The 18,804-nt window shown below is 73.1% G+C and carries 16 protein-coding genes; 13 read left to right on the top strand and 3 right to left on the bottom strand.

The annotated features are described in order from the left end of the window. Positions 1 to 34: 34 nt before the first annotated feature. Together AC0QR5_RS06680 and AC0QR5_RS06675 are read right to left on the bottom strand one after the other, a co-directional pair. Positions 35 to 1,027, bottom strand: coding sequence for an aminoglycoside phosphotransferase family protein (locus tag AC0QR5_RS06680; RefSeq protein WP_329862589.1), 993 nt, complete (start codon positions 1,025 to 1,027; stop codon positions 35 to 37). Continuing rightward, positions 1,024 to 2,247 carry a hypothetical protein gene (locus AC0QR5_RS06675; RefSeq protein WP_329862591.1) on the bottom strand — a complete coding sequence of 408 codons (1,224 nt, stop codon included), beginning with the start codon at positions 2,245 to 2,247 and terminating at the stop codon, positions 1,024 to 1,026. The genes AC0QR5_RS06680 and AC0QR5_RS06675 overlap by 4 nt, the downstream gene beginning before the upstream one ends. Before the next feature lie 79 nt (positions 2,248 to 2,326). Between AC0QR5_RS06675 and AC0QR5_RS06670 the strand changes: the two genes are divergently transcribed. From AC0QR5_RS06670 to AC0QR5_RS06635, 8 genes are all read left to right on the top strand, one after another. Next, positions 2,327 to 2,938, top strand: a complete 612-nt coding sequence (locus AC0QR5_RS06670) for a ribosome maturation factor RimP (RefSeq protein WP_430633614.1) — start codon at positions 2,327 to 2,329, stop codon at positions 2,936 to 2,938. A gap of 1 nt (position 2,939) precedes the next feature. Next, positions 2,940 to 3,923 carry a transcription termination factor NusA gene (gene nusA, locus AC0QR5_RS06665; protein ID WP_329862595.1) on the top strand — a complete coding sequence of 328 codons (984 nt, stop codon included), beginning with the start codon at positions 2,940 to 2,942 and terminating at the stop codon, positions 3,921 to 3,923. A 99-nt stretch (positions 3,924 to 4,022) separates the two neighbouring features. Further along, positions 4,023 to 4,352 (top strand): YlxR family protein, encoded by a 330-nt coding sequence (locus AC0QR5_RS06660; RefSeq protein ID WP_329862597.1) that lies wholly within the window; start codon positions 4,023 to 4,025, stop codon positions 4,350 to 4,352. Positions 4,353 to 4,511: 159 nt separating this feature from the next. Then, positions 4,512 to 7,322, top strand: coding sequence for a translation initiation factor IF-2 (gene infB / locus AC0QR5_RS06655; RefSeq protein ID WP_329862599.1), 2,811 nt, complete (start codon positions 4,512 to 4,514; stop codon positions 7,320 to 7,322). A 102-nt stretch (positions 7,323 to 7,424) separates the two neighbouring features. Next, the gene (rbfA, locus tag AC0QR5_RS06650; RefSeq protein ID WP_329862601.1) at positions 7,425 to 7,913 is read left to right on the top strand and encodes a 30S ribosome-binding factor RbfA; all 489 of its coding nucleotides are present in this window, start codon (positions 7,425 to 7,427) and stop codon (positions 7,911 to 7,913) included. Then, on the top strand, positions 7,897 to 8,793 hold the full coding sequence (gene truB, locus AC0QR5_RS06645; protein ID WP_329862603.1) for a tRNA pseudouridine(55) synthase TruB: 897 nt from the start codon (positions 7,897 to 7,899) through the stop codon (positions 8,791 to 8,793). Before rbfA ends, truB begins: the two co-directional genes overlap by 17 nt. Positions 8,794 to 8,937: 144 nt before the next feature. Continuing rightward, positions 8,938 to 9,312 carry a hypothetical protein gene (locus AC0QR5_RS06640; protein WP_329862605.1) on the top strand — a complete coding sequence of 125 codons (375 nt, stop codon included), beginning with the start codon at positions 8,938 to 8,940 and terminating at the stop codon, positions 9,310 to 9,312. Further along, positions 9,309 to 9,737 carry a hypothetical protein gene (locus AC0QR5_RS06635; RefSeq protein ID WP_329862607.1) on the top strand — a complete coding sequence of 143 codons (429 nt, stop codon included), beginning with the start codon at positions 9,309 to 9,311 and terminating at the stop codon, positions 9,735 to 9,737. Before AC0QR5_RS06640 ends, AC0QR5_RS06635 begins: the two co-directional genes overlap by 4 nt. Here AC0QR5_RS06635 and AC0QR5_RS06630 read toward each other — a convergent pair. Next, a complete protein-coding gene (locus AC0QR5_RS06630) occupies positions 9,677 to 12,379 on the bottom strand; it encodes a cation-translocating P-type ATPase (protein ID WP_329862608.1) in 2,703 nt (900 codons plus the stop codon). The genes AC0QR5_RS06635 and AC0QR5_RS06630 overlap by 61 nt on opposite strands. A gap of 306 nt (positions 12,380 to 12,685) precedes the next feature. Between AC0QR5_RS06630 and AC0QR5_RS06625 the strand changes: the two genes are divergently transcribed. The 5 genes from AC0QR5_RS06625 (at position 12,686) to AC0QR5_RS06605 (ending at position 18,791) form a co-directional block, all read left to right on the top strand. Further along, positions 12,686 to 13,645 carry a bifunctional riboflavin kinase/FAD synthetase gene (locus AC0QR5_RS06625; RefSeq protein WP_329862610.1) on the top strand — a complete coding sequence of 320 codons (960 nt, stop codon included), beginning with the start codon at positions 12,686 to 12,688 and terminating at the stop codon, positions 13,643 to 13,645. A 43-nt stretch (positions 13,646 to 13,688) separates the two neighbouring features. After that, a complete protein-coding gene (locus AC0QR5_RS06620) occupies positions 13,689 to 14,447 on the top strand; it encodes a class I SAM-dependent methyltransferase (protein WP_430633618.1) in 759 nt (252 codons plus the stop codon). A 149-nt stretch (positions 14,448 to 14,596) separates the two neighbouring features. Continuing rightward, positions 14,597 to 14,866: a 30S ribosomal protein S15 gene (gene rpsO / locus AC0QR5_RS06615; RefSeq protein ID WP_329862614.1), complete on the top strand. Its 270-nt coding sequence runs from the start codon at positions 14,597 to 14,599 to the stop codon at positions 14,864 to 14,866. 264 nt (positions 14,867 to 15,130) lie between these two features. Continuing rightward, entirely contained in the window at positions 15,131 to 17,365 is a 2,235-nt protein-coding gene (locus AC0QR5_RS06610; RefSeq protein WP_329862616.1) for a polyribonucleotide nucleotidyltransferase, read from the top strand. A 13-nt stretch (positions 17,366 to 17,378) separates the two neighbouring features. Further along, entirely contained in the window at positions 17,379 to 18,791 is a 1,413-nt protein-coding gene (locus AC0QR5_RS06605; protein WP_329862618.1) for a M16 family metallopeptidase, read from the top strand. Positions 18,792 to 18,804: the final 13 nt, after the last annotated feature.

The raw sequence follows: 18,804 nt of genomic DNA, 5'->3' as shown, positions 1-18,804 counted from the left end.
CCGTCGCCGCCTGGCCCCGGGCCGACCATCCCGGCTAGGCGAGCGGCGCCAGCTGCTCCGCGCGCGGCAGGGTGTCCAACGGCAGCCCGGCGAGCGCGGTGGCGACCCAGAGCGAGCGTTCGGCGTCGCCCGGCAGGCCGTGCCGGGTGAACCAGTGGACGTCCTCGACTGCGCGGGCGATCGACCACCCCCGGGCGCGTTCGACGTCGAGGCCGGCCGCGGCGCACAGCGCGCGCATCCGGGCCTCGAGGGCCGGCCCCTGGTTCCGCGCCGGCAGCTCGGCGAGGCGGTTGTGGAGCATGGGCAGGACCGAGAACTCGGCATCGCCGAGGTACGGCTGCGGGTCGATGGCCGCGAAGCCGCCCGCCGGACGCGCGAGGACGTTGAAGTAGTGGAGGTCCCCGTGGACGAGCACGGGCCGCCCGCCGCGCAGCGCGAGCGTTCCGCGTTCCTGGCAGCGCTCGAGCGCGGCCTGGAGCAGCGCCCGGGGAACGGGCCGGTCCAGCTCGAACCAGTCCTGTGGAAGCCCGTCGCCGAGGCGTTCGGCGACGTCGGACGTGCGCTCGAAGCGCGGCCACCCGTCCTCTTCGCCCACCGCGAGCGTCCGCACGATCCCTCCCCAGACCGGCACGGATTCCTCGACCGGGAGCAGCCCGAGCCCGGGACCGGGGACGAGGCGCTCGAGCAGGAGGGAGAAGCCGCCGTCGTCCTGGACCAGCCCGACCGCGCCGCGGCCGCCCCAGGCCCGCAGGGCCCACGCCTCGGCGCGCAGATCCTCTTCCGGCAGCGAGACCTTGAGGGCCAGCGGCGTCCCCGCCGCGTCCCGCACCGGGACGACGACGCCTGCGTGCCCCGCCCACCACGGGGCGTCGGCGGGATCGTGCACGAGCCGCCAGCGCTCCAGGAGCGCGCGGAAGTGGTCCGGCAGGGCGTCGAGCCAGGACCGGCCGCCGCGCAGCCGCAGCGCGTTGCGGCGCAGCACGGCGGGCAGCGCGTGCGGGTCCGGGAGGGGAGGCGGGGCGCTCATGGGAGGAGGACGACGGCGTCGTCCCCGGCGAGGGCGGCACCGGCGGCCGCCGCGGACCAGGCCTCGTGGGCGAGGGCGGCCCGCCAGCCGTCCGGGGCGTGGGAGGAGGCGTCCCGCAGGGCCGCGGCGAGCTCGAGCGAGGCGCTGGAGAGCATCCCGGCCCCGGCACCGGCGGCGGGAACGGCATAGGCGGGACGGCGCTGGGCCGGGCAGTCACCGGGTAGCGCGGACTCGATCCGGCGTCCGAGCTCCGCATACTCCGCGGCGTCGGCCCGCCACCGGGCCCGGTCCACGGTGGTGGAACGGTCCGCCGTGTAGGCGTAGGCGTAGGCGAGCCGGTAGGCCGCATCGGCGGCGGCGAGGTGGCTCAGCGCGGCCTCGTCCGGCCCCGCCGCGGCGCCGGCGTCCCCGGCCGGCTCCGCCGTGCACCGGGCACCGGGGAGGGCGCCGCCCGGCGTGGTCCGGTAGGCGTCCCCGGCGAGGACCGGCTCGGCAAGCTCCGCGTCCCCCGCCAGCCGCCGGGCCAGCAGGCCCTGTTCGATCGCGGCCGTCAGGAGCGAGCGGGCCGAATCCCCGGAGGATGCGACGGCGAGGTCCGCGAGGCGGTCGGAGGAGGCCGCCAGCTCGAGCGCGAACCCGGCCGCGTCCGGCGGTTCCGGGGGCGAGCCGTCAGGGCCGTCCTGCCCGCCGACTCCGCCTGCCGGAGGGGAACCGGCAGCCGGCGTCGCATAGGCCGCGGAGGTGCGCGGTCCCGTCGATCCCGGGCGGGACGCCGGAGCGTCCTGTTCGGCGTCCTCGGCGGCGGCCTCGCGGGCCGCCCGGTAGCCGGGCAGCAGGAGCTCGACGTGCCGGGCCAGGACGGCGCGGGCCGAGGCGAGCTCCGCGGCGCTCCAGCCCGCAGGCGCAAGGGTGGCTCCGGCGTCGTCCTCCGCGGCGGACCCCCGGGCGCCCTGGCCGTCCGCGGCGGCGTCCGGCACCGCGGGGTCCGTGGTGCCGGCGGCCAGCGATTCGAGCTGCTCCCACAGCAGGCCCACGTGTTCTTCGACACTGGGGGCGGCGTCCACGGGTGCGTCGTTCCCCGTCCCCGACGCGACCGTCCCGAGCCCCACGACGAGCGCGGCGACGAGGAGCAGGGCCGCGAAACGGCCGAACCAGCGGCCCGCGCGGCTCATCCGGGAGGCGCGGCGGACGGCGGGACGGGGTCTGGTGCGGCGGGACATCCCTCCGATCATCCCACGGAGGCGGGCCGTACCCCGTGCCGCACCGACGCGCGGCCCGGAACACGCGTCGGCGCCGATCATGGATAATCTTGACTGCACAACATCGAATACGTGGGAGGAAGCAATGTCCGGCCAGCCCGACGCCCGACCCGAGGCGGACCGCCTCAAGGAGTACCTGGAGCCGGCCGTCGCCTCCCACCGGCTCCATCTGGAGGACGTCGAGGTGCGCACCACCGGCAGCCACCGCACCGTCCACGTCGTGGTCGACCACCTCGAGGGCACCGACCCCGTGGACCTCGACACGATCGCCGAGGTCTCCCGCTCGCTCTCCGAGGCCATGGACCGCGACCCGCACGACGACGGGACGGCCTACGACCTCGAGGTCTCCTCCTTCGGCGTCGGCCGCCCGCTGACCCAGCCGCGCCACTGGCGCCGCAACGTCGGCCGGCTCGTCAAGGTCAACGTCCGCGAGGGCGAGAACCTGGCCGGCCGGCTCACCGAGGCCGGCGGGGACTCCATCACCGTGGTCCCCGACCTGCCCGTCAAGAAGGGCATGAAGCCCAAGCAGGGCGACCCCGTCACGGTCCCGTACGCGGCCATCCGCCGCGGAACCGTCGACGTCGACTTCACACGCTCCCAGGACCCCGCCGTGGACGTCCTGGACACCACCGACGAGGAAGAGGAGGCCTGACGTGGACATCGACATGAGCGCGCTGCGGCTGCTGGAACGCGAGCGCGAGATCCCCCTGGAACTGCTCATCCCCACCATCGAGCAGGCCCTGCTGATGGCGTACCACAAGTCGCCCGGAGCGATCGACAAGGCCCGCGCCGAGGTGGATCGCAAGAGCGGACACGTGACGATCTGGGCGACCGAGGTCGACGAGGACGGCAACGACGTCGGCGAGTTCGACGACACCCCGGACGGCTTCGGCCGCATCGCCGCCTCCACGGCCCGGCAGATCATCCTGCAGCGGCTGCGCGACGCCGAGGACGACAACATCCTCGGCGAGTTCCGCGGCAAGGAGGGCGAGCTGGTCTCCGGCCAGATCCAGCAGGGGAGCAACCCCCACATGATCCAGGTCAACCTCGGCACCATCGAGGCCGTCCTGCCGCCGCCCGAGCAGGTCCCGGGCGAGCGCTACGAGCATGGTTCGCGCATCCGCGCCTACGTCACCGACGTGCACAAGGGACCCAAGGGGCCCTCGATCACGCTCTCGCGCTCCCACCCGAACCTGGTCCGCAAGCTCTTCGAGCTGGAGGTCCCCGAGATCGCCGACCGTTCGGTGGAGATCGTCTCCCTGGCCCGCGAGGCCGGTCACCGCTCGAAGATCGCCGTCCGCGCCAAGGTCGCCGGGATCAACGCGAAGGGCGCGTGCATCGGCGAGATGGGATCCCGCGTGCGGGCCGTGATGAACGAGCTCAGCGACGAGAAGATCGACATCGTCGACTACAACGAGGACCCGGCCCGCTTCATCGCGAGCGCGCTTTCGCCGTCGAAGGTGAACTCGGTCACGATCGTCGACGCCGCGGCCCGCCAGGCCCGGGTCGTCGTGCCGGACTACCAGCTCTCGCTCGCGATCGGCAAGGAGGGGCAGAACGCCCGCCTGGCCGCGAAGCTGACCGGCTGGCGGATCGACATCGTCTCCGACGGCGTCAAGGGCCCCGAGCGGGGCTGACGCCGGGCGGGGTCCTGCGCGACCGCCGCCGTCAAAGGCGGTAGACTTGACCGTGGTCCGCCCAGGACCGGGAAGCCAGCACCAGGAGATCGAGCGATCGTGAGCGCGCAGAAGACGCCGCTGCGGACGTGCATCGGGTGCCGGCTGACCGCGGGGCAGGACCAGCTGCTGCGGTGGGTGTTGGATCCCCGTGGCGACGGCCCCGCCGTCGTCCCCGATCCGCGTCGCCGCAAGTCCGGTCGGGGTGCCTGGTTGCACCCGGACCCGGAATGCGCGGCCCGTGCCGTCAAGCGCCGGGCGTTCCCGCGTGCCTTCAGGGCCAACGTGGGAGCCGTCGAGCTCGACGAACTACTGGCCGCCATCGGCCTGTCCCCGTCCGGGGGAGAGGCCGTCCACACCGTCCAACGTGAAAGCGGGTCAGAAATCTGATGGAAACCCGATGAGTGTCAAGCGATGAGCGCCTAGCTATGAACCAGCAGTCTGGCGCAGCAATCGGCGCGCGGTCCCGTGACCGCGGCCTCGCAGAACAGCAAAAGACGGTCCGCACCTTGCAGAAGTGATCGCAGGGCGGACCGAGACAGGAGAAATGTGGCCAAGGTCCGCGTACACGAGCTCGCCAAAGAGCTCGGCATCACTTCGAAGGACGCAGTTGCGAAACTGCAGGAACTGGGCGAGTTCGTCCGTTCCGCCTCTTCGACCATCGAGGCGCCCGTCGTCAGGAAACTGAGGGACGCCTTCCCCACCGGCGGTTCCGCCGCGGGTTCCAAGTCCGCCGCGCAGAAGCCCGCCTCGTCCCCGCGCCCCGCGCCGGCGAAGCCGGCCGCAGCCGCGCAGCAGGCTCCCGCAGCACCGGCCGAGAAGCCCGCCCCGAAGCCGGCCGTCCAGCCGGAGGCGCCCGCGGCGCAGCCGGAGGCGCCCCAGGCGCCCGCCGCGCCGCAGTCGTCCCAGGCTCCGCGCCCCGGCGCGCGGCCCGCAGCCGGACCCAAGCCCGGCGGACCCCGTCCGGGCAACAACCCGTTCTCCTCGCAGCAGGGCATGCGCTCCTCCGACGGCGAACGCGGTGGATCCCGTCCGGGCGGCCCCCGTCCGGGCGCGCGTCCCGGCGGTCCCCGTCCGGGCAACAACCCCTTCGCCCCGCAGCAGGGCATGCGCTCCGGCGCGCCCCGTCCGGGCGGCGCCCCGGGTGCCGGCGGTCCCCGTCCGCCGGCCGGCGCAGGCGGCCCCCGTCCCGGCGCCCCGCGTCCGGGTGGTCCGCGTCCGGCCGGTGCCGGCGCGGGTGGTCCGCGTCCCGGCGGCCCGCGTCCGACCCCCGGCATGATGCCCAAGAGCATCGACCGCTCGGCCCCCGCGGCCGGCGGGCGCCCCGGTGCCCCCGGGCGCGGCCCGGCCCGCCCGGGCGGCGGTCCCGGCGGCGCCGGCGGTGGCGGCGGCTTCAAGGGCGGAGCCGGCCGCGGTCGCGGCGGCACGCAGGGCGCCTTCGGCAAGGGAGGCGCCGGCCGCGGCAAGCAGCGCAAGTCCAAGCGCGCCAAGCGCCAGGAACTGGAGCAGATGAGCGCACCGTCGCTGGGCGGCGTGAGCGTGCCCCGCGGCGATGGAGAGACCGTCGTCCGGCTGCGCCGCGGTGCCTCCATCACGGACTTCGCCGACAAGATCGACGCCAACCCGGCGGCGCTCGTGACCGTGCTCTTCCACCTCGGTGAGATGGCCACGGCCACGCAGTCGCTCGACGAGGCCACGTTCGAGGTGCTGGGCACCGAGCTCGGCTACAAGGTGCAGGTCGTCTCCCCGGAGGACGAGGAGCGCGAGCTGCTCGAGTCCTTCGACATCGACCTGGACCAGGAGGCCGAGGACGAGGGCGACGACGAGCTGGAGGCGCGTCCTCCGGTGGTCACCGTCATGGGCCACGTCGACCACGGCAAGACACGCCTGCTCGACGCGATCCGCAAGACCAACGTCATCGAGGGCGAGGCCGGCGGCATCACCCAGCACATCGGTGCCTACCAGATCCACCACGAGCACGAGGGCAACGACCGCGCGGTCACGTTCATCGACACCCCGGGCCACGAGGCGTTCACCGCCATGCGTGCCCGCGGTGCCAAGGTGACCGACATCGCCGTGCTCGTCGTGGCCGCGGACGACGGCGTGATGCCGCAGACGGTCGAGGCGCTCAACCACGCCCAGGCCGCCGGCGTGCCGGTCGTCGTCGCCGTGAACAAGGTGGACAAGGAAGGCGCCAACCCGGACAAGGTCAAGGGCCAGCTCACCGAGTACGGCCTGGTGCCGGAGGAGTACGGCGGCGACACGATGTTCGTGCACGTCTCCGCGCTCCGCGGCGAGGGCATCGACGAGCTGCTCGAGGCCGTCCTGCTCACCGCCGACGCGGCGCTGGACCTGCGGGCCAACCCCGACAAGGACGCCCGCGGCATCGCGATCGAGGCCAACCTGGACAAGGGCCGCGGCGCCGTCGCGACCGTCCTGGTGCAGTCCGGAACGCTCAACGTCGGCGACACGATCGTCGCCGGCCAGGCGCACGGACGCGTCCGCGCGATGTTCAACGAGAACGGCGAGACGATCGCGGCCGCCGGGCCTTCGCGCCCGGTCCAGGTCCTCGGCCTGTCCTCGGTGCCGCGCGCCGGCGACACGTTCCTCGTCACCTCCGACGAGCGCACCGCCCGCCAGATCGCCGAGAAGCGCGAGGCGGCCGACCGCAACGCGCAGCTCGCCAAGCGCCGCAAGCGCATCACGCTGGAGGACTTCGACCAGGCCGTGGCCGAGGGCAAGATCGACACCCTCAACCTCATCCTCAAGGGCGACGTCTCCGGCGCCGTCGAGGCGCTCGAGGACTCGCTGCTCAAGATCGACGTGGGCGAGGGCGTGCAGCTGCGCGTCATCCACCGCGGCGTGGGCGCGATCACGCAGAACGACGTCAACCTGGCGACCGTGGACAACGCGATCATCATCGGCTTCAACGTCCGTCCGGCCGAGCGCGTCGCCGAGCTGGCGGACCGCGAGGGCGTGGACATGCGCTTCTACTCGGTCATCTACTCGGCGATCGACGACATCGAGGCGGCCCTGAAGGGCATGCTGAAGCCCGAGTACGAGGAGGCCCAGCTGGGCACCGCGGAGGTCCGCGAGGTCTTCCGCTCCTCCAAGTGGGGCGCCATCGCCGGCTCGATCGTCCGTTCCGGCACGATCCGCCGAAACTCGAAGGCGCGGCTCGTCCGCGACGGCACGGTCGTCAACGGCAACCTGTCGATCGAGTCGCTGCGCCGCTTCAAGGACGACGCCACTGAGGTCCGCACGGACTTCGAGTGCGGCATCGGCCTGGGCTCCTTCAACGACATCAAGGAAGGCGACATCATCGAGACCTTCGAGATGCGTGAGAAGGAACGCGCCTAGCAGCGCCACCGCACGGAACGACGGCGGACCCCGCCCCGGTGGGGTCCGCCGTCGTCCGTGTCCCCCTGATAGTTTGTGAACAGGCAGTCCCAAGGAGGCATCATGGCCGATCCGGCCCGCGCGGCACGGCTCGCGCAACGCATCAAGGTCGTCGTCGCGCAGGCGCTCGGCAAGGTCGTCAAGGACCCGCGCGTCGAGGCCGTGACGATCACCGACGCCCGCGTCACCAACGACCTGCAGCAGGCCACGGTGTACTACACCGTGTTCGGCGACGACGAGGCCAAGGCCGGCGCCCGCGCCGCCCTCGAGAAGGCCAAGGGCGTGCTCCGCAAGGAGGTCGGCCGCAACCTGACCATCCGGCTCACCCCGACCCTCGAGTTCGTCCCCGACGAGGTCCCCGTCAACGTCTCCCACCTCGAGGAGCTGCTGCGCGCCGCGAAGGCCAGGGACGCCGAGGTGGCCGAGCTCGCACGGCAGGCCCAGCCGGCCGGGGACGCCGACCCGTACAAGCGGCCCGAGGACGAGGACGAGGACGAGGACGACGAGGACTGGGACGAGGACGCGGACGGGGCCGATGGCACCGGACGCTGACGGCACCGCGTCCGGCCTCGTCGTGGTCGACAAGCCCCAGGGCTGGACGAGCCACGACGTCGTCGGGCGCATGCGCCGCCTCGCCGGCACGCGCAAAGTCGGCCACGCCGGGACCCTGGATCCCCTGGCCACGGGCGTGCTCGTCGTCGGGATCAACAAGGCCACGCGGCTGCTGACGTACATCGTCGGCACCGGCAAGACCTACACGGCCACCATCCGGCTCGGCGAACGCACCCTGACCGACGACGCCGAGGGCGAGGTGCTCGAGCGCCGCATCGCGGCCGCCGTGACCGAGGAGATGATCCTCGCCGAAACGGCACGGCTCACCGGGACGATCCAGCAGGTCCCCTCCAGCGTGAGCGCCATCAAGGTCGGCGGCGAGCGCTCCTACGCCCGGGTCCGCAAGGGCGAGGACGTCGCGCTTCCGGCCCGGCCGGTGACCGTGGAACGCTTCGAGGTGCACGAGGTGCGCCGCGAGCGCGCGGGCAAGGTCCTCGACGTGGACGTCACCGTGGAGTGCTCCTCCGGGACGTACGTCCGCGCCCTGGCCCGCGACCTCGGGGAGGCGCTCGACGTCGGCGGCCACCTGACGGCCCTGCGCCGCACCCAGGTCGGACCCTACGGGATCGGCCAGGCGTCCACGATGGACGAGCTCGCCCGGGACCTGCGCGTCCTGTCCCTCGAGGAGGCCGCGCGGGCGCTCTTCCCGCACCGCGAGCTCACCGCGCACGAGGCCGGGGAGCTCTCCTTCGGGCGCCGCATCGACCCCAACGGGAGCGACGCGCTCACGGCGGCCTTCGCGCCGGACGGGACCCTCGTGGCCCTGCTCGGGAACAAGGGGGACCGGGCGAAGCCCGAGCTGGTCTTCGCCACCGCCTAGGCGCGACCCGGACCGGCACGCCAGCCGGCACGCACTTGCTCCCCGGAACGGCGCACGCCGTCCCGGGGCCGGCCGCCGCGCGGCGGCCACCACAACAGGCCGCGGGAGGAAACCCGCGGGCACAGGAAAGGGGCACGGCCCGCCGTGATCGTCGACGGATTCTTCATCGCCGGCACCATCGTGTGCGCGCTCACCGTGGTCCTCGGAATCGTCGCCGCCGTCATCCGGGACCACCCGGACGACTACGCGATCGTCTCCCTCGGCCTCGTCGAGCTGTTCCTCGTGGTCTACGCGGTCGCCGCCGCCGTCCGCCAGGCGGGGGGAGAGGCCATCGCCGGGGAGGCGTGGGAGTTCTGGGGCTACATCGCCACGGCGCTGCTCATCCCCGTGATCGCCTTCTGGTGGGCCGTGAGCGACAAGACGCGGTGGTCCAACGTGGTCCTCGCCGCGGCCGGAGCCACGGTCTTCGTCATGCTCTTCAGAATGGAACAGATATGGGACGGAGTACTCCCCGCATGAGCAACACGCCGCCGGCCGCCGCCGGCAGCCCGGCCACCCAGGGCCGGCGCCAGAGCGGCCTGGGCCGCATCATCATCGCCGTCTACGGGGTCTTCGCGCTCTCCTCCACCGCGCGCGCCGGCTACCAGATCGCCACGAAGTTCGAGGAGGCGCCGCTCGCCTACTCGCTCAGCGCCCTCGCCGCCGTCGTCTACGTTGTCGCGACCCTGGCCCTCGCCTCGCGGCGCCCGGGCAGCTGGCGCCTGTCTCTCGTCGCCGTGCTCGTCGAGCTCGTCGGCGTCCTCGTCGTCGGCGCGCTCAGCTACGCGCTGCCCGAGCACTTCTCCCACCCGGCCGTGTGGTCCCACTTCGGACAGGGCTACGGCTACGTGCCGCTCGTCCTGCCGCTCGTGGGCCTGTGGTGGCTGTTCCGCCACCGTCCCTGAGCCCCGGGGACCCTCCGCCGGAGGGCCTTCTCGATCTCCACGACGACGAACACCGTCGAGCCGAGCCCCAGGCACACGAGCCACTCGCCGGGCGAGAGGGCCGTCATGCCCATCGCCGTGGCGATGGGGGTCCAGTTCATGACGCCCGCATGCAGGCCGAGGGAGGCCGCTGCCGCCGCGAGGAGCCACGGGTTGCCGAAGAAGGGCACCTGGTGGAACCCCAACCGCTCGCTGCGCGCCGTCATCGCGACGAAGAAGTGCAGCACCGCGAACAGGGTCAGGGCGAGCGTGCGCGCGTGCGGCAGCTCGTGGTGCTCGACGGCCCAGCCGAACATCAGCAGGACGGCCGTCGCCATGAACGCCCCCGTGAGGATGGTCCGCCACCACAGGACGCCGGTCAGCAGGCCCTCCGTCGGCGGCCGGGGCGCGCGCTCGAGCTGGTTGCCCTCCTCGGGTTCGAACGCGAGCGCGATGTCCTGGATGCCGTTCGTGACGAGGTTGATCCAGAGGATCTGCACCGGCAGGAAGATCAGCGGGTGGTCAGTGAAGACGTTGACGGAGACGGCCAGGAGCGAGGCGACGGCGGAGGCGAGCAGGAAGAACGTCACCTTCCGGATCGCCGAGAACGTCACGCGCCCCTGCCGCACGGCCTCCACGATCGTCACGAAGTCGTCGTCGGTGAGGACGACGTCGGCGGCCTCCCGCGCGACGTCGGTGCCGCCGCGGCCCATCGCCACGCCGATCGACGCGGCCCGCAGCGCCGGGGCGTCGTTGACGCCGTCCCCGGTCACGGCCACCGTGTGGCCCTCGGCCTGGAGGACCTGGACGATGCGCAGCTTGTCCTCCGGGGACACGCGGGCGGCGATCGAGGTGTGCCGCAGCCGCAGGGCCAGGGCCTCGTCGTCGAGCGCCGCCATCTCCGCGCCCGTGACGGGGGAGTCCCCGGGCTCGATCCCGAGGCGGCGACCGATCGCTGCCGCGGTGGCCGGCTGGTCGCCCGTGATCATGGCGACGCGGATTCCGGCGTCCCGGCAGGCCGCCACGGCCTCGGCCACGCCCTCGCGCGGCGGGTCGGCCATGGCCTCGAGGCCCAGGAAGACCATGCCGCCGGCCGGAGGCCCGTCGACGGGTTCGCCGTCCCGCAGCACCCCGTGCGCCGTGGCGATGACGCGCAGCCCGTCGCGGGCGAACTGCTCGTTGGCCGCGTCGATGAGCTCCGGGTCCAGCGGCAGCGGGCCGTCCGGGCCCTCCATGGCGCCGCACAGCGCGGCGATCGCATCCGGGGCGCCCTTGGCGTAGGCGATGCGGCCCCCGGCGCCGTCGTCCCGCACGGTGCGGCACAGGCGCAGCCGGGGCTCGTAGGGCACGTGGTGCAGGGGAGCGGCGGCGCGCTCGGCGGGGGAGGCGGCCCCGGAGACGACGGCGATGCGCGCCATCGCGGCGTCCACGGGATCCCCGAGGAATCCGCCCGGGTCCGTGGGATCCGGGAGCGCCTCGTTGCTCAGCGCGCCGGCGCGCAGCGCGAGGCGGGCCACCCGGGGAGGCCCTCCGGGGTCCTCGGGCCGCGTGGCGTCCCACACGCCCTCCGGGGTCCAGAGGCGCTCGACCGTCATCCGGTTCACCGTCAGCGTGCCCGTCTTGTCCGAGCCGATGACGTCGGTCGAGCCGAGGGTCTCCACGGCCGGCAGCGAGCGGACGATCGCCCGGTGCCGGGCCATGCGGGAGACGCCGATGCTGAGCGCGATCGTCAGGCCCACGGGCAGGGACTCCGGGATCGCGGAGACCGCCAGGGCCACGGCGGTACGGAACATCTCGGCGGCGCCCTTGCCCTGCAGCAGGCCCGCCGCGAAGACGAGGGCGGCGGCGAGGGAGACGACCCAGCCGATCCGGCGCTCGAGCGTGGCGGTCAGGATCTGCAGTGGCGTCTTGTCCACGACCGAGGACACGAGCCCGCTGATGGCCCCGAGCTCGGTCGCGGTCCCCGTGGCGACGACGACGCCGCGGGCCCGGCCGGAGACCACGAGCGTCCCCGTGTAGGCCATGCAGCGCCGCTCGCCCAGGGACGCGTCCGCTCCGACCGCTGCGGCGTCCTTGTCCACGGCCTCGGATTCCCCCGTGAGCATCGATTCGTCGACGCGCAGCCCGTTGCCCTCGACGAGGCGCAGGTCGGCCGGCACCTTGTCGCCGGACTCGAGCAGCACGAGGTCCCCGGGCACGAGCCGCGCCGAGGGCAGGAGCGAGGCCGTCCCGGAGCGCAGGACGCGGGCGGTCGGCACGGCGAGCGAGGCCAGGGCGCGCACGTCCTTCTCCGCCTTGCGCTCCTGCCAATAGCCGATCGCCGCGTTCAGGGCGACGACGAGGCTGATCGCCGCGACGTCGATCCAGTGACGCTGCACCGCGGTGACGGCGGCGGCCACGACGAGCAGCAGGATCAGGGGCGAGGCGAACTGGCGGGCCAGGACCTGCCACGGCGGCCGCGGGCCGGCGGCGGCCAACTCGTTGGGGCCGTAGAGGGCGAGCCGCTCGCGGGCCCGGACCTCCGTGAGCCCGTCGGCCGGGCCGTCCACGGCGCGGGCGACGGCCTGCGCGTCGAGCGCATGCCATGCCAGGCGGCGCTGCGCCTGCGGTGGGGCTGCGCTCATGGTCCCCCCTGACGGGACGGGGCGGGCATCGACCCGCCGGATGCGGGAGGCTCGTGGCCGTTCTCCCATGGTAACGACGCCGCCGCGGGCGCGGCAGGGCGGGGCCGAACCGTGACGGGACCGAGACCGGCCGCACGCGGCGCCCGGACCGGGGTCCCCGCCGGCCCCGCTGCAGGGACGGCCACGGGCGCCCGGGATGACGTCGCGCTCGCGCCGAATGGGGCGCCGGCGCCACTTCGGACATAATGGAACGGGCGTCGGCGCCGAGCCGCCCGCCGAACGGGCGCGGAGACACGAAGGAGCACAGTGCACTACTGGAGAGGCCTCGAGGCCGTGCCACCTGGCACCGGCCCCACCGTCGCCACGATCGGCAACTTCGACGGCGTCCACCGCGGCCACCGCAAGGTCCTGGACACGCTCGTCGCGATGGGCGCCTCGCTCGGTGCGGAGGCCGTCGCCATCAGCTTCGACCCGCACCCGGCCCATGTGCACCGCCCAGAGGCGGCCCCCGAGCTCATCATGGGCCTGCCGGACCGGATCGACGCGCTCGAGGCGACGGGGATCGACGCCCTGCTCATGGTCCACTACACCCTGGAGTTCGCGCGCGCCACGGCCGAGGAGTTCGTCAAGGACGTCATCGTGGACCGCCTCGGCGCCAAGGGCGTCGTTGTCGGCCACGACGTGCGCTTCGGCCGGGACAACAAGGGGGACTTCGAGACCATGGTCCGGCTCGGGGAGCGCCACGGCTTCGAGGTCGTCGGCGTCGACGACGTCGGCGGCGAGCGCCGCTGGTCCTCGACGTGGATCCGCGAGGCGCTGCTCAACGGCGACGTGTCGACGGCCAATGCCATCCTGGGCCGCCCGCACCGGATGCGCGGCGAGGTCGTCCACGGCGCCGCGCGCGGCCGCGAGCTCGGCTTCCCGACCGCCAACCTCGCCACCGACGCCCAGGGCATCATCCCGTCCGACGGGGTCTACGCCGGGTGGCTCGTGGACGAGGCCGGCGTGCGCTGGCCCGCCGCGATCTCGGTCGGCTCGAACCCGACCTTCGAGGGCGTGAGCCGCCAGGTGGAGGCCCACGTCATCGACCGGCCGGAGGAGCCCGTCGAGGAGTTCGACCTCTACGGCCAGCAGGTCGTCGTCGAGTTCACCGCCCGACTGCGCCCCATGGTGGCCTACCGGGGGATCGAGGCGCTCGTGCAGCAGATGAACGACGACGTCGCGCACGCGCGCGGGATCCTCGCCGGTGACCGGGCCGGAGCCTGAGCGGCGCCTTCCCGCGAGCGGCGGCCGGGCGTCCGTCCCGCCGCTGCCCCGGCGCGCCCCCGCGCTGGACGACGACGCACGGCGCACCCTGGGCGGCGCGTTCGCCTCCGGAGGGGCCCGTTACGACGCCGTCCGCCCCGCCTACCCGGAACAGGCCGTGAACTTCATGATCCCGCCGGGGGCCCGCGACGGGGTCGACCTCGGGGCGGGGACCGGGATCCTCACGGCCCAGGCCGCGGCCCGCGGACTGACGTTGACCGCCGTGGACACGTCGGCCGACATGCTCGCCCGGCTCGCGGAGAAGCTCCCCGGCGTCCGCATCGTCGAGGCCCGCGCCGAGGCGACGGGACTGCCCTCCGCCAGCACCGACGTCGTGCTCTGCGCCCAGGCCTGGCACTGGCTGGAACCGGACGCCGCCACGCGCGAGGCCCTGCGGCTGCTGCGTCCCGGAGGGACGCTCGCGCTCGTGTGGAACCAGCTCGACGTCACGGTCCCGTGGGTGCACCGGCTCAGCCGGATCATGCACGCGGGCGACGTCCACCGCCCGGACTTCGTCCCCGTGACGGGTCCCGGGCTGGCCGGGCTCGAGTCCCTGCAGACGCGGTGGGAGGCCCCGGCCACCCCGGAGGGGCTCATCGACCTGGCCCGGAGCCGCAGCTACTACCTGCGCGCCTCGGAAGCGGTCCGCGCCAAGGTCGAGGCGAACCTCGAGTGGTACCTGCACGAGCACCTCGGCCACGCGCCGGGGCAGCCCCTGCTGCTGCCGTACTACACGCACGCCTGGCGGGGCCGGGCCGCGTAGCCGCCCATCGGTCCGCCGAGGGCCCCGGGCGGCCGCCGCCGCGGCCCGGATGCTAGACTGGTCGATGGTGCCCGCTGCAGTCCGCGGTTGCGCGGCGCCGCGTGCCGGAAGGCACGGTACTTGTTCGCGGTACAACTCTAGGAGTTAATGTGGCCCTCGACGCCGCTGTGAAGACGCAGATCATCAAGGAATACGCAACCCACGAGGGCGACACCGGTTCGCCCGAGGTGCAGATCGCCGTGATGTCGCGTCGGATCCTCGACCTGACCGAGCACCTGAAGATGCACAAGCACGACCACCACACGCGCCGCGGCCTCATGGCCCTGGTCGGTCGCCGCCGCCGCATGCTCGGGTACCTGAAGGACACCGACATCGAACGCTACCGCTCGCTCATCGAGCGCCTCGGCCTGCGTCGATAACCGGACACGGAGGCGGCCCCGCGCCGGAATGAACCCCGGCGCGCCGGGCCGCCTCTAGTCTGGTACGGGGCGACCGCGCCCCACCCACGAAGAACACACTCAGGAGCCAACCACGCCACGGGCATTCGCGGTCCTCGGTAGTGGTCTACGGGACAGCCGGCAGCAGCCGGGCCCGTGGGCCTCGATCGAAGACCGGGTGCCGATCCCGGCCAGGCCGGAACGGGTGCCGGTTGCCTCCGCCACGTAGAACGGAGGTGGCTCTCCATGGAGGGTCCCGAAATCAAGTTCGCCGAAGCCGTCATCGACAACGGCCGCCACGGCAAGCGCACCATCCGCTTCGAGACCGGCCGGCTGGCCCAGCAGGCCGCCGGCTCGGCGATGGTCTACATCGACGACGACACGTCGATGCTGTCCGCGACCACCGCGGGCAAGCACCCCCGCGAGGGCTTCGACTTCTTCCCGCTGACGGTCGACGTCGAAGAGCGCATGTACGCCGCCGGGCGCATCCCCGGCAGCTTCTTCCGCCGCGAGGGCCGCCCGTCCACCGAGGCCATCCTCGCGTGCCGGCTCATGGACCGCCCGCTGCGCCCGGCCTTCGTCAAGGGCCTGCGCAACGAGGTCCAGGTCGTCGTCACGATCCTGTCCATCAACCCGGACGACCTCTACGACGTCGTGGCGATCAACGCCTCCTCGATGTCCACGCAGCTCTCCGGCCTGCCCTTCTCGGGCCCGATCGGCGGCGTCCGCGTGGCGCTCGTCGACGACGGCAGCGGCGCCCAGTGGGTCGCCTTCCCGAAGCACTCGCAGCTCCAGGACGCCGTCTTCTCGATGGTCGTGGCCGGCCGCATCGCCGGCGACGACGTCGCGATCATGATGGTCGAAGCCGAGGCCACCGACAACGCCTGGACGCTCATCAAGGAGCGCGGGGCGACCGCCCCGACCGAAGAGGTCGTCGCCGAGGGCCTCGAGGCCGCGAAGCCGTTCATCAAGGCCCTGTGCGACGCGCAGTCCGACCTCGCCTCGCGCGCCGCGAAGCCGAGCGTCGAGTTCCCGGTCTTCCGCGACTACGAGGACGACGTCTTCGCCGCCGTCGAGGCCGAGGCCACCGAGAAGCTGACCGGCATCTTCACGATCGCCGACAAGCAGGAGCGCGACAACGCCTCCTCCGCGTACCGCGACGAGGTCGTCGAGCTGCTCGCGGGCGAGGGCAAGCCCTTCGCCGAGCGCGCCGGCGAGGTCGCCAAGGCCTTCGGCTCGCTCACCAAGCAGGTCGTGCGCCAGCGCATCCTCAAGGACCAGGTCCGCATCGACGGCCGCGGGCTGACGGACATCCGCCAGCTCACCGCCGAGGTCGAGGTCCTGCCCCGCGTGCACGGTTCCGCGATCTTCGAGCGCGGCGAGACCCAGATCATGGGCGTCACCACGCTCAACATGCTCAAGATGGAGCAGCAGATCGACTCGCTCTCGCCCGTGACGCGCAAGCGCTACATGCACAACTACAACTTCCCGCCGTACTCCACCGGCGAGACCGGCCGCGTCGGTTCGCCGAAGCGCCGTGAGATCGGCCACGGCGCCCTCGCCGAGCGCGCGATCGTGCCCGTGCTGCCGAGCCGCGAGGAGTTCCCGTACGCGATCCGCCAGGTCTCCGAGGCACTCGGGTCCAATGGCTCGACGTCGATGGGCTCCGTCTGCGCCTCCACCCTGTCGCTGCTGAACGCCGGCGTGCCGCTGCGCGCACCGGTGGCCGGCATCGCCATGGGCCTCGTCTCCGACCAGGTCGACGGCCAGACCCGCTACGCGGCGCTGACCGACATCCTGGGCGCCGAGGACGCGTTCGGCGACATGGACTTCAAGGTCGCCGGAACCTCCGAGTTCGTCACGGCCATCCAGCTCGACACCAAGCTCGACGGCATTCCCGCCTCCGTGCTCGCCGCCGCGCTGACCCAGGCCCGCGAGGCCCGCCTGCACATCCTCTCCGTCATCAACGCCGCGATCGACGCCCCGGACGAGATGAGCGAGTTCGCCCCGCGGATCATCTCGGTGAAGATCCCCGTGGACAAGATCGGCGAGGTCATCGGCCCCAAGGGCAAGATGATCAACCAGATCCAGGAGGACACCGGCGCGGACATCTCCATCGAGGACGACGGCACCGTGCTGATCGGCGCGACCAACGGCGAGTCCGCCGAGGCCGCCCGCTCCGCGATCAACGCCATCGCCAACCCGATGGTCCCCGAGGTCGGCGAGCGCTACCTCGGCACCGTGGTGAAGCTGACCACCTTCGGCGCGTTCGTGTCCCTGACCCCCGGCAAGGACGGCCTGCTGCACATCTCCGAGCTGCGCAAGCTCGCGGGCGGCAAGCGCGTCGACGACGTCGAGGACGTCGTCTCCGTGGGCCAGAAGCTCCAGGTGGAGATCACCAAGGTCGACGACCGCGGAAAGCTGTCGCTCGCCCCGGTCGTCGCCGAGGAGCAGGCCGGCTCGCAGGACTCCGCCGAGTAGCGCAGTCCACCACATGGCACTGGTTCCCCTGCCGTTGCACGGCTCGGACCACCGCCCCGACGGGTGGCGTGGCGCGTCCGCACAGGACGCCCACGCCCCCATCGAGGACGGGGACCCCACCATCCTGCACGGGGAGGCCGGAGGCGCGCTCGTGCGCCGCTCCGTCCTCCCCGGCGGGGTCCGTGTGCTGACCGAGGCGATGCCCGGTCAGCGCTCGGCCACGATCGGATTCTGGATCGGCGTCGGCTCGCGCGACGAGGCCGCCGGCCAGCACGGCTCCACCCACTTCCTGGAGCACCTGCTCTTCAAGGGCACCCGGCGCCGCACCGCGCTGGAGATCGCCTCCGCCTTCGACGAGGTCGGCGGCGAGTCCAACGCCGCCACGGCGAAGGAGAACACCTGCTACTTCGCCCGGGTCCTCGACTCGGACCTCGACCTGGCGATCGACGTGATCGCCGACATGGTCACCTCGGCCGTCCTCGATGAGGACGAGCTCGAACAGGAGCGCTCGGTCATCCTCGAGGAGATCGCCATGGACGGCGACGACCCGGCCGACGTCGCGCACGAGAAGTTCGTCGCCGCCGTGCTCGGCGAGCACGCGCTCGGCCGGCCCATCGGCGGCACGCCCGAGGCGATCCTCGCGATCGGCCGCGACGCCGTCGTCGACCACTACCGGCGCTACTACACGCCGGACGAGCTCGTCATCACCGCCGCCGGCTCCCTCGACCACGACGCCGTCTGCGCACGCGTCCTCGAGGCCCTGCGCGAGGCCGGCTGGGACCTGGACGGGGCGGCCATTCCCGCGCCGCGCCGCTCCACCGAGCCGGCCGAGATCCAGGGACAGCACACGATCGACGTGATCCGCCGCCCCGTGGAGCAGGCCAACATCATCATGGGCTGCCCGGGCATCGTCGCGACCGACGACCGCCGTCACACGATGAGCGTGCTCAACGCCGTCCTCGGCGGCGGCATGTCCTCGCGCCTGTTCCAGGAGATCCGGGAGAAGCGCGGACTCGTCTACTCGACCTACTCCTTCTCGGCGGCGTACTCCGACGCCGGGTACTTCGGGATGTACGCGGGCTGTTCCCCGGCCAAGACGGGACAGGTCATCGCGCTGCTCGCCCAGGAGCTGGACCAGCTCGCCGCGGACGGCATCACGGAGGAGGAGCTGCGCAAGGCGGTCGGCCAGCTCTCCGGTGGGATGGTCCTCGCGCTCGAGGACCCGGGTTCGCGCATGTCGCGGCTCGGCCGCGCCGAGCTCGTCACGGGCGTCTTCCAGGACATCGACGAGTCGCTCGCGCGGATCCGCGCCGTGACGCGGCAGGACGTCCAGGACCTGGCCCGCGAGCTGGCCGGGCGCCGGCGCACGGTGACCGTCGTCGGTCCGTTCGACGCACCGGAGGACTTCGGCTTCACCCGGCCCTAGGGCTCAACCGGCC

The sequence above is a fragment of the Arthrobacter sp. J156 genome (assembly GCF_056172865.1).
Note: the sequence above shows the minus strand (reverse complement) of the source record. Positions and strands in the feature narration are given on the sequence as shown.

Bases quoted from the DNA above. Each gene is read 5' to 3' on its own strand.
- AC0QR5_RS06680 (WP_329862589.1), bottom strand. From the start codon at position 1,027: ATGAGCGCCCCGCCTCCCCTCCCGGACCCGCACGCGCTGCCCGCCGTG.
- AC0QR5_RS06675 (WP_329862591.1), bottom strand. From the start codon at position 2,247: ATGTCCCGCCGCACCAGACCCCGTCCCGCCGTCCGCCGCGCCTCCCGG.
- AC0QR5_RS06670 (WP_430633614.1), top strand. From the start codon at position 2,327: ATGGATAATCTTGACTGCACAACATCGAATACGTGGGAGGAAGCAATG.
- rbfA (WP_329862601.1), top strand. From the start codon at position 7,425: ATGGCCGATCCGGCCCGCGCGGCACGGCTCGCGCAACGCATCAAGGTC.
- truB (WP_329862603.1), top strand. From the start codon at position 7,897: ATGGCACCGGACGCTGACGGCACCGCGTCCGGCCTCGTCGTGGTCGAC.
- AC0QR5_RS06635 (WP_329862607.1), top strand. From the start codon at position 9,309: ATGAGCAACACGCCGCCGGCCGCCGCCGGCAGCCCGGCCACCCAGGGC.
- AC0QR5_RS06630 (WP_329862608.1), bottom strand. From the start codon at position 12,379: ATGAGCGCAGCCCCACCGCAGGCGCAGCGCCGCCTGGCATGGCATGCG.
- AC0QR5_RS06610 (WP_329862616.1), top strand. From the start codon at position 15,131: ATGGAGGGTCCCGAAATCAAGTTCGCCGAAGCCGTCATCGACAACGGC.
- AC0QR5_RS06605 (WP_329862618.1), top strand. From the start codon at position 17,379: ATGGCACTGGTTCCCCTGCCGTTGCACGGCTCGGACCACCGCCCCGAC.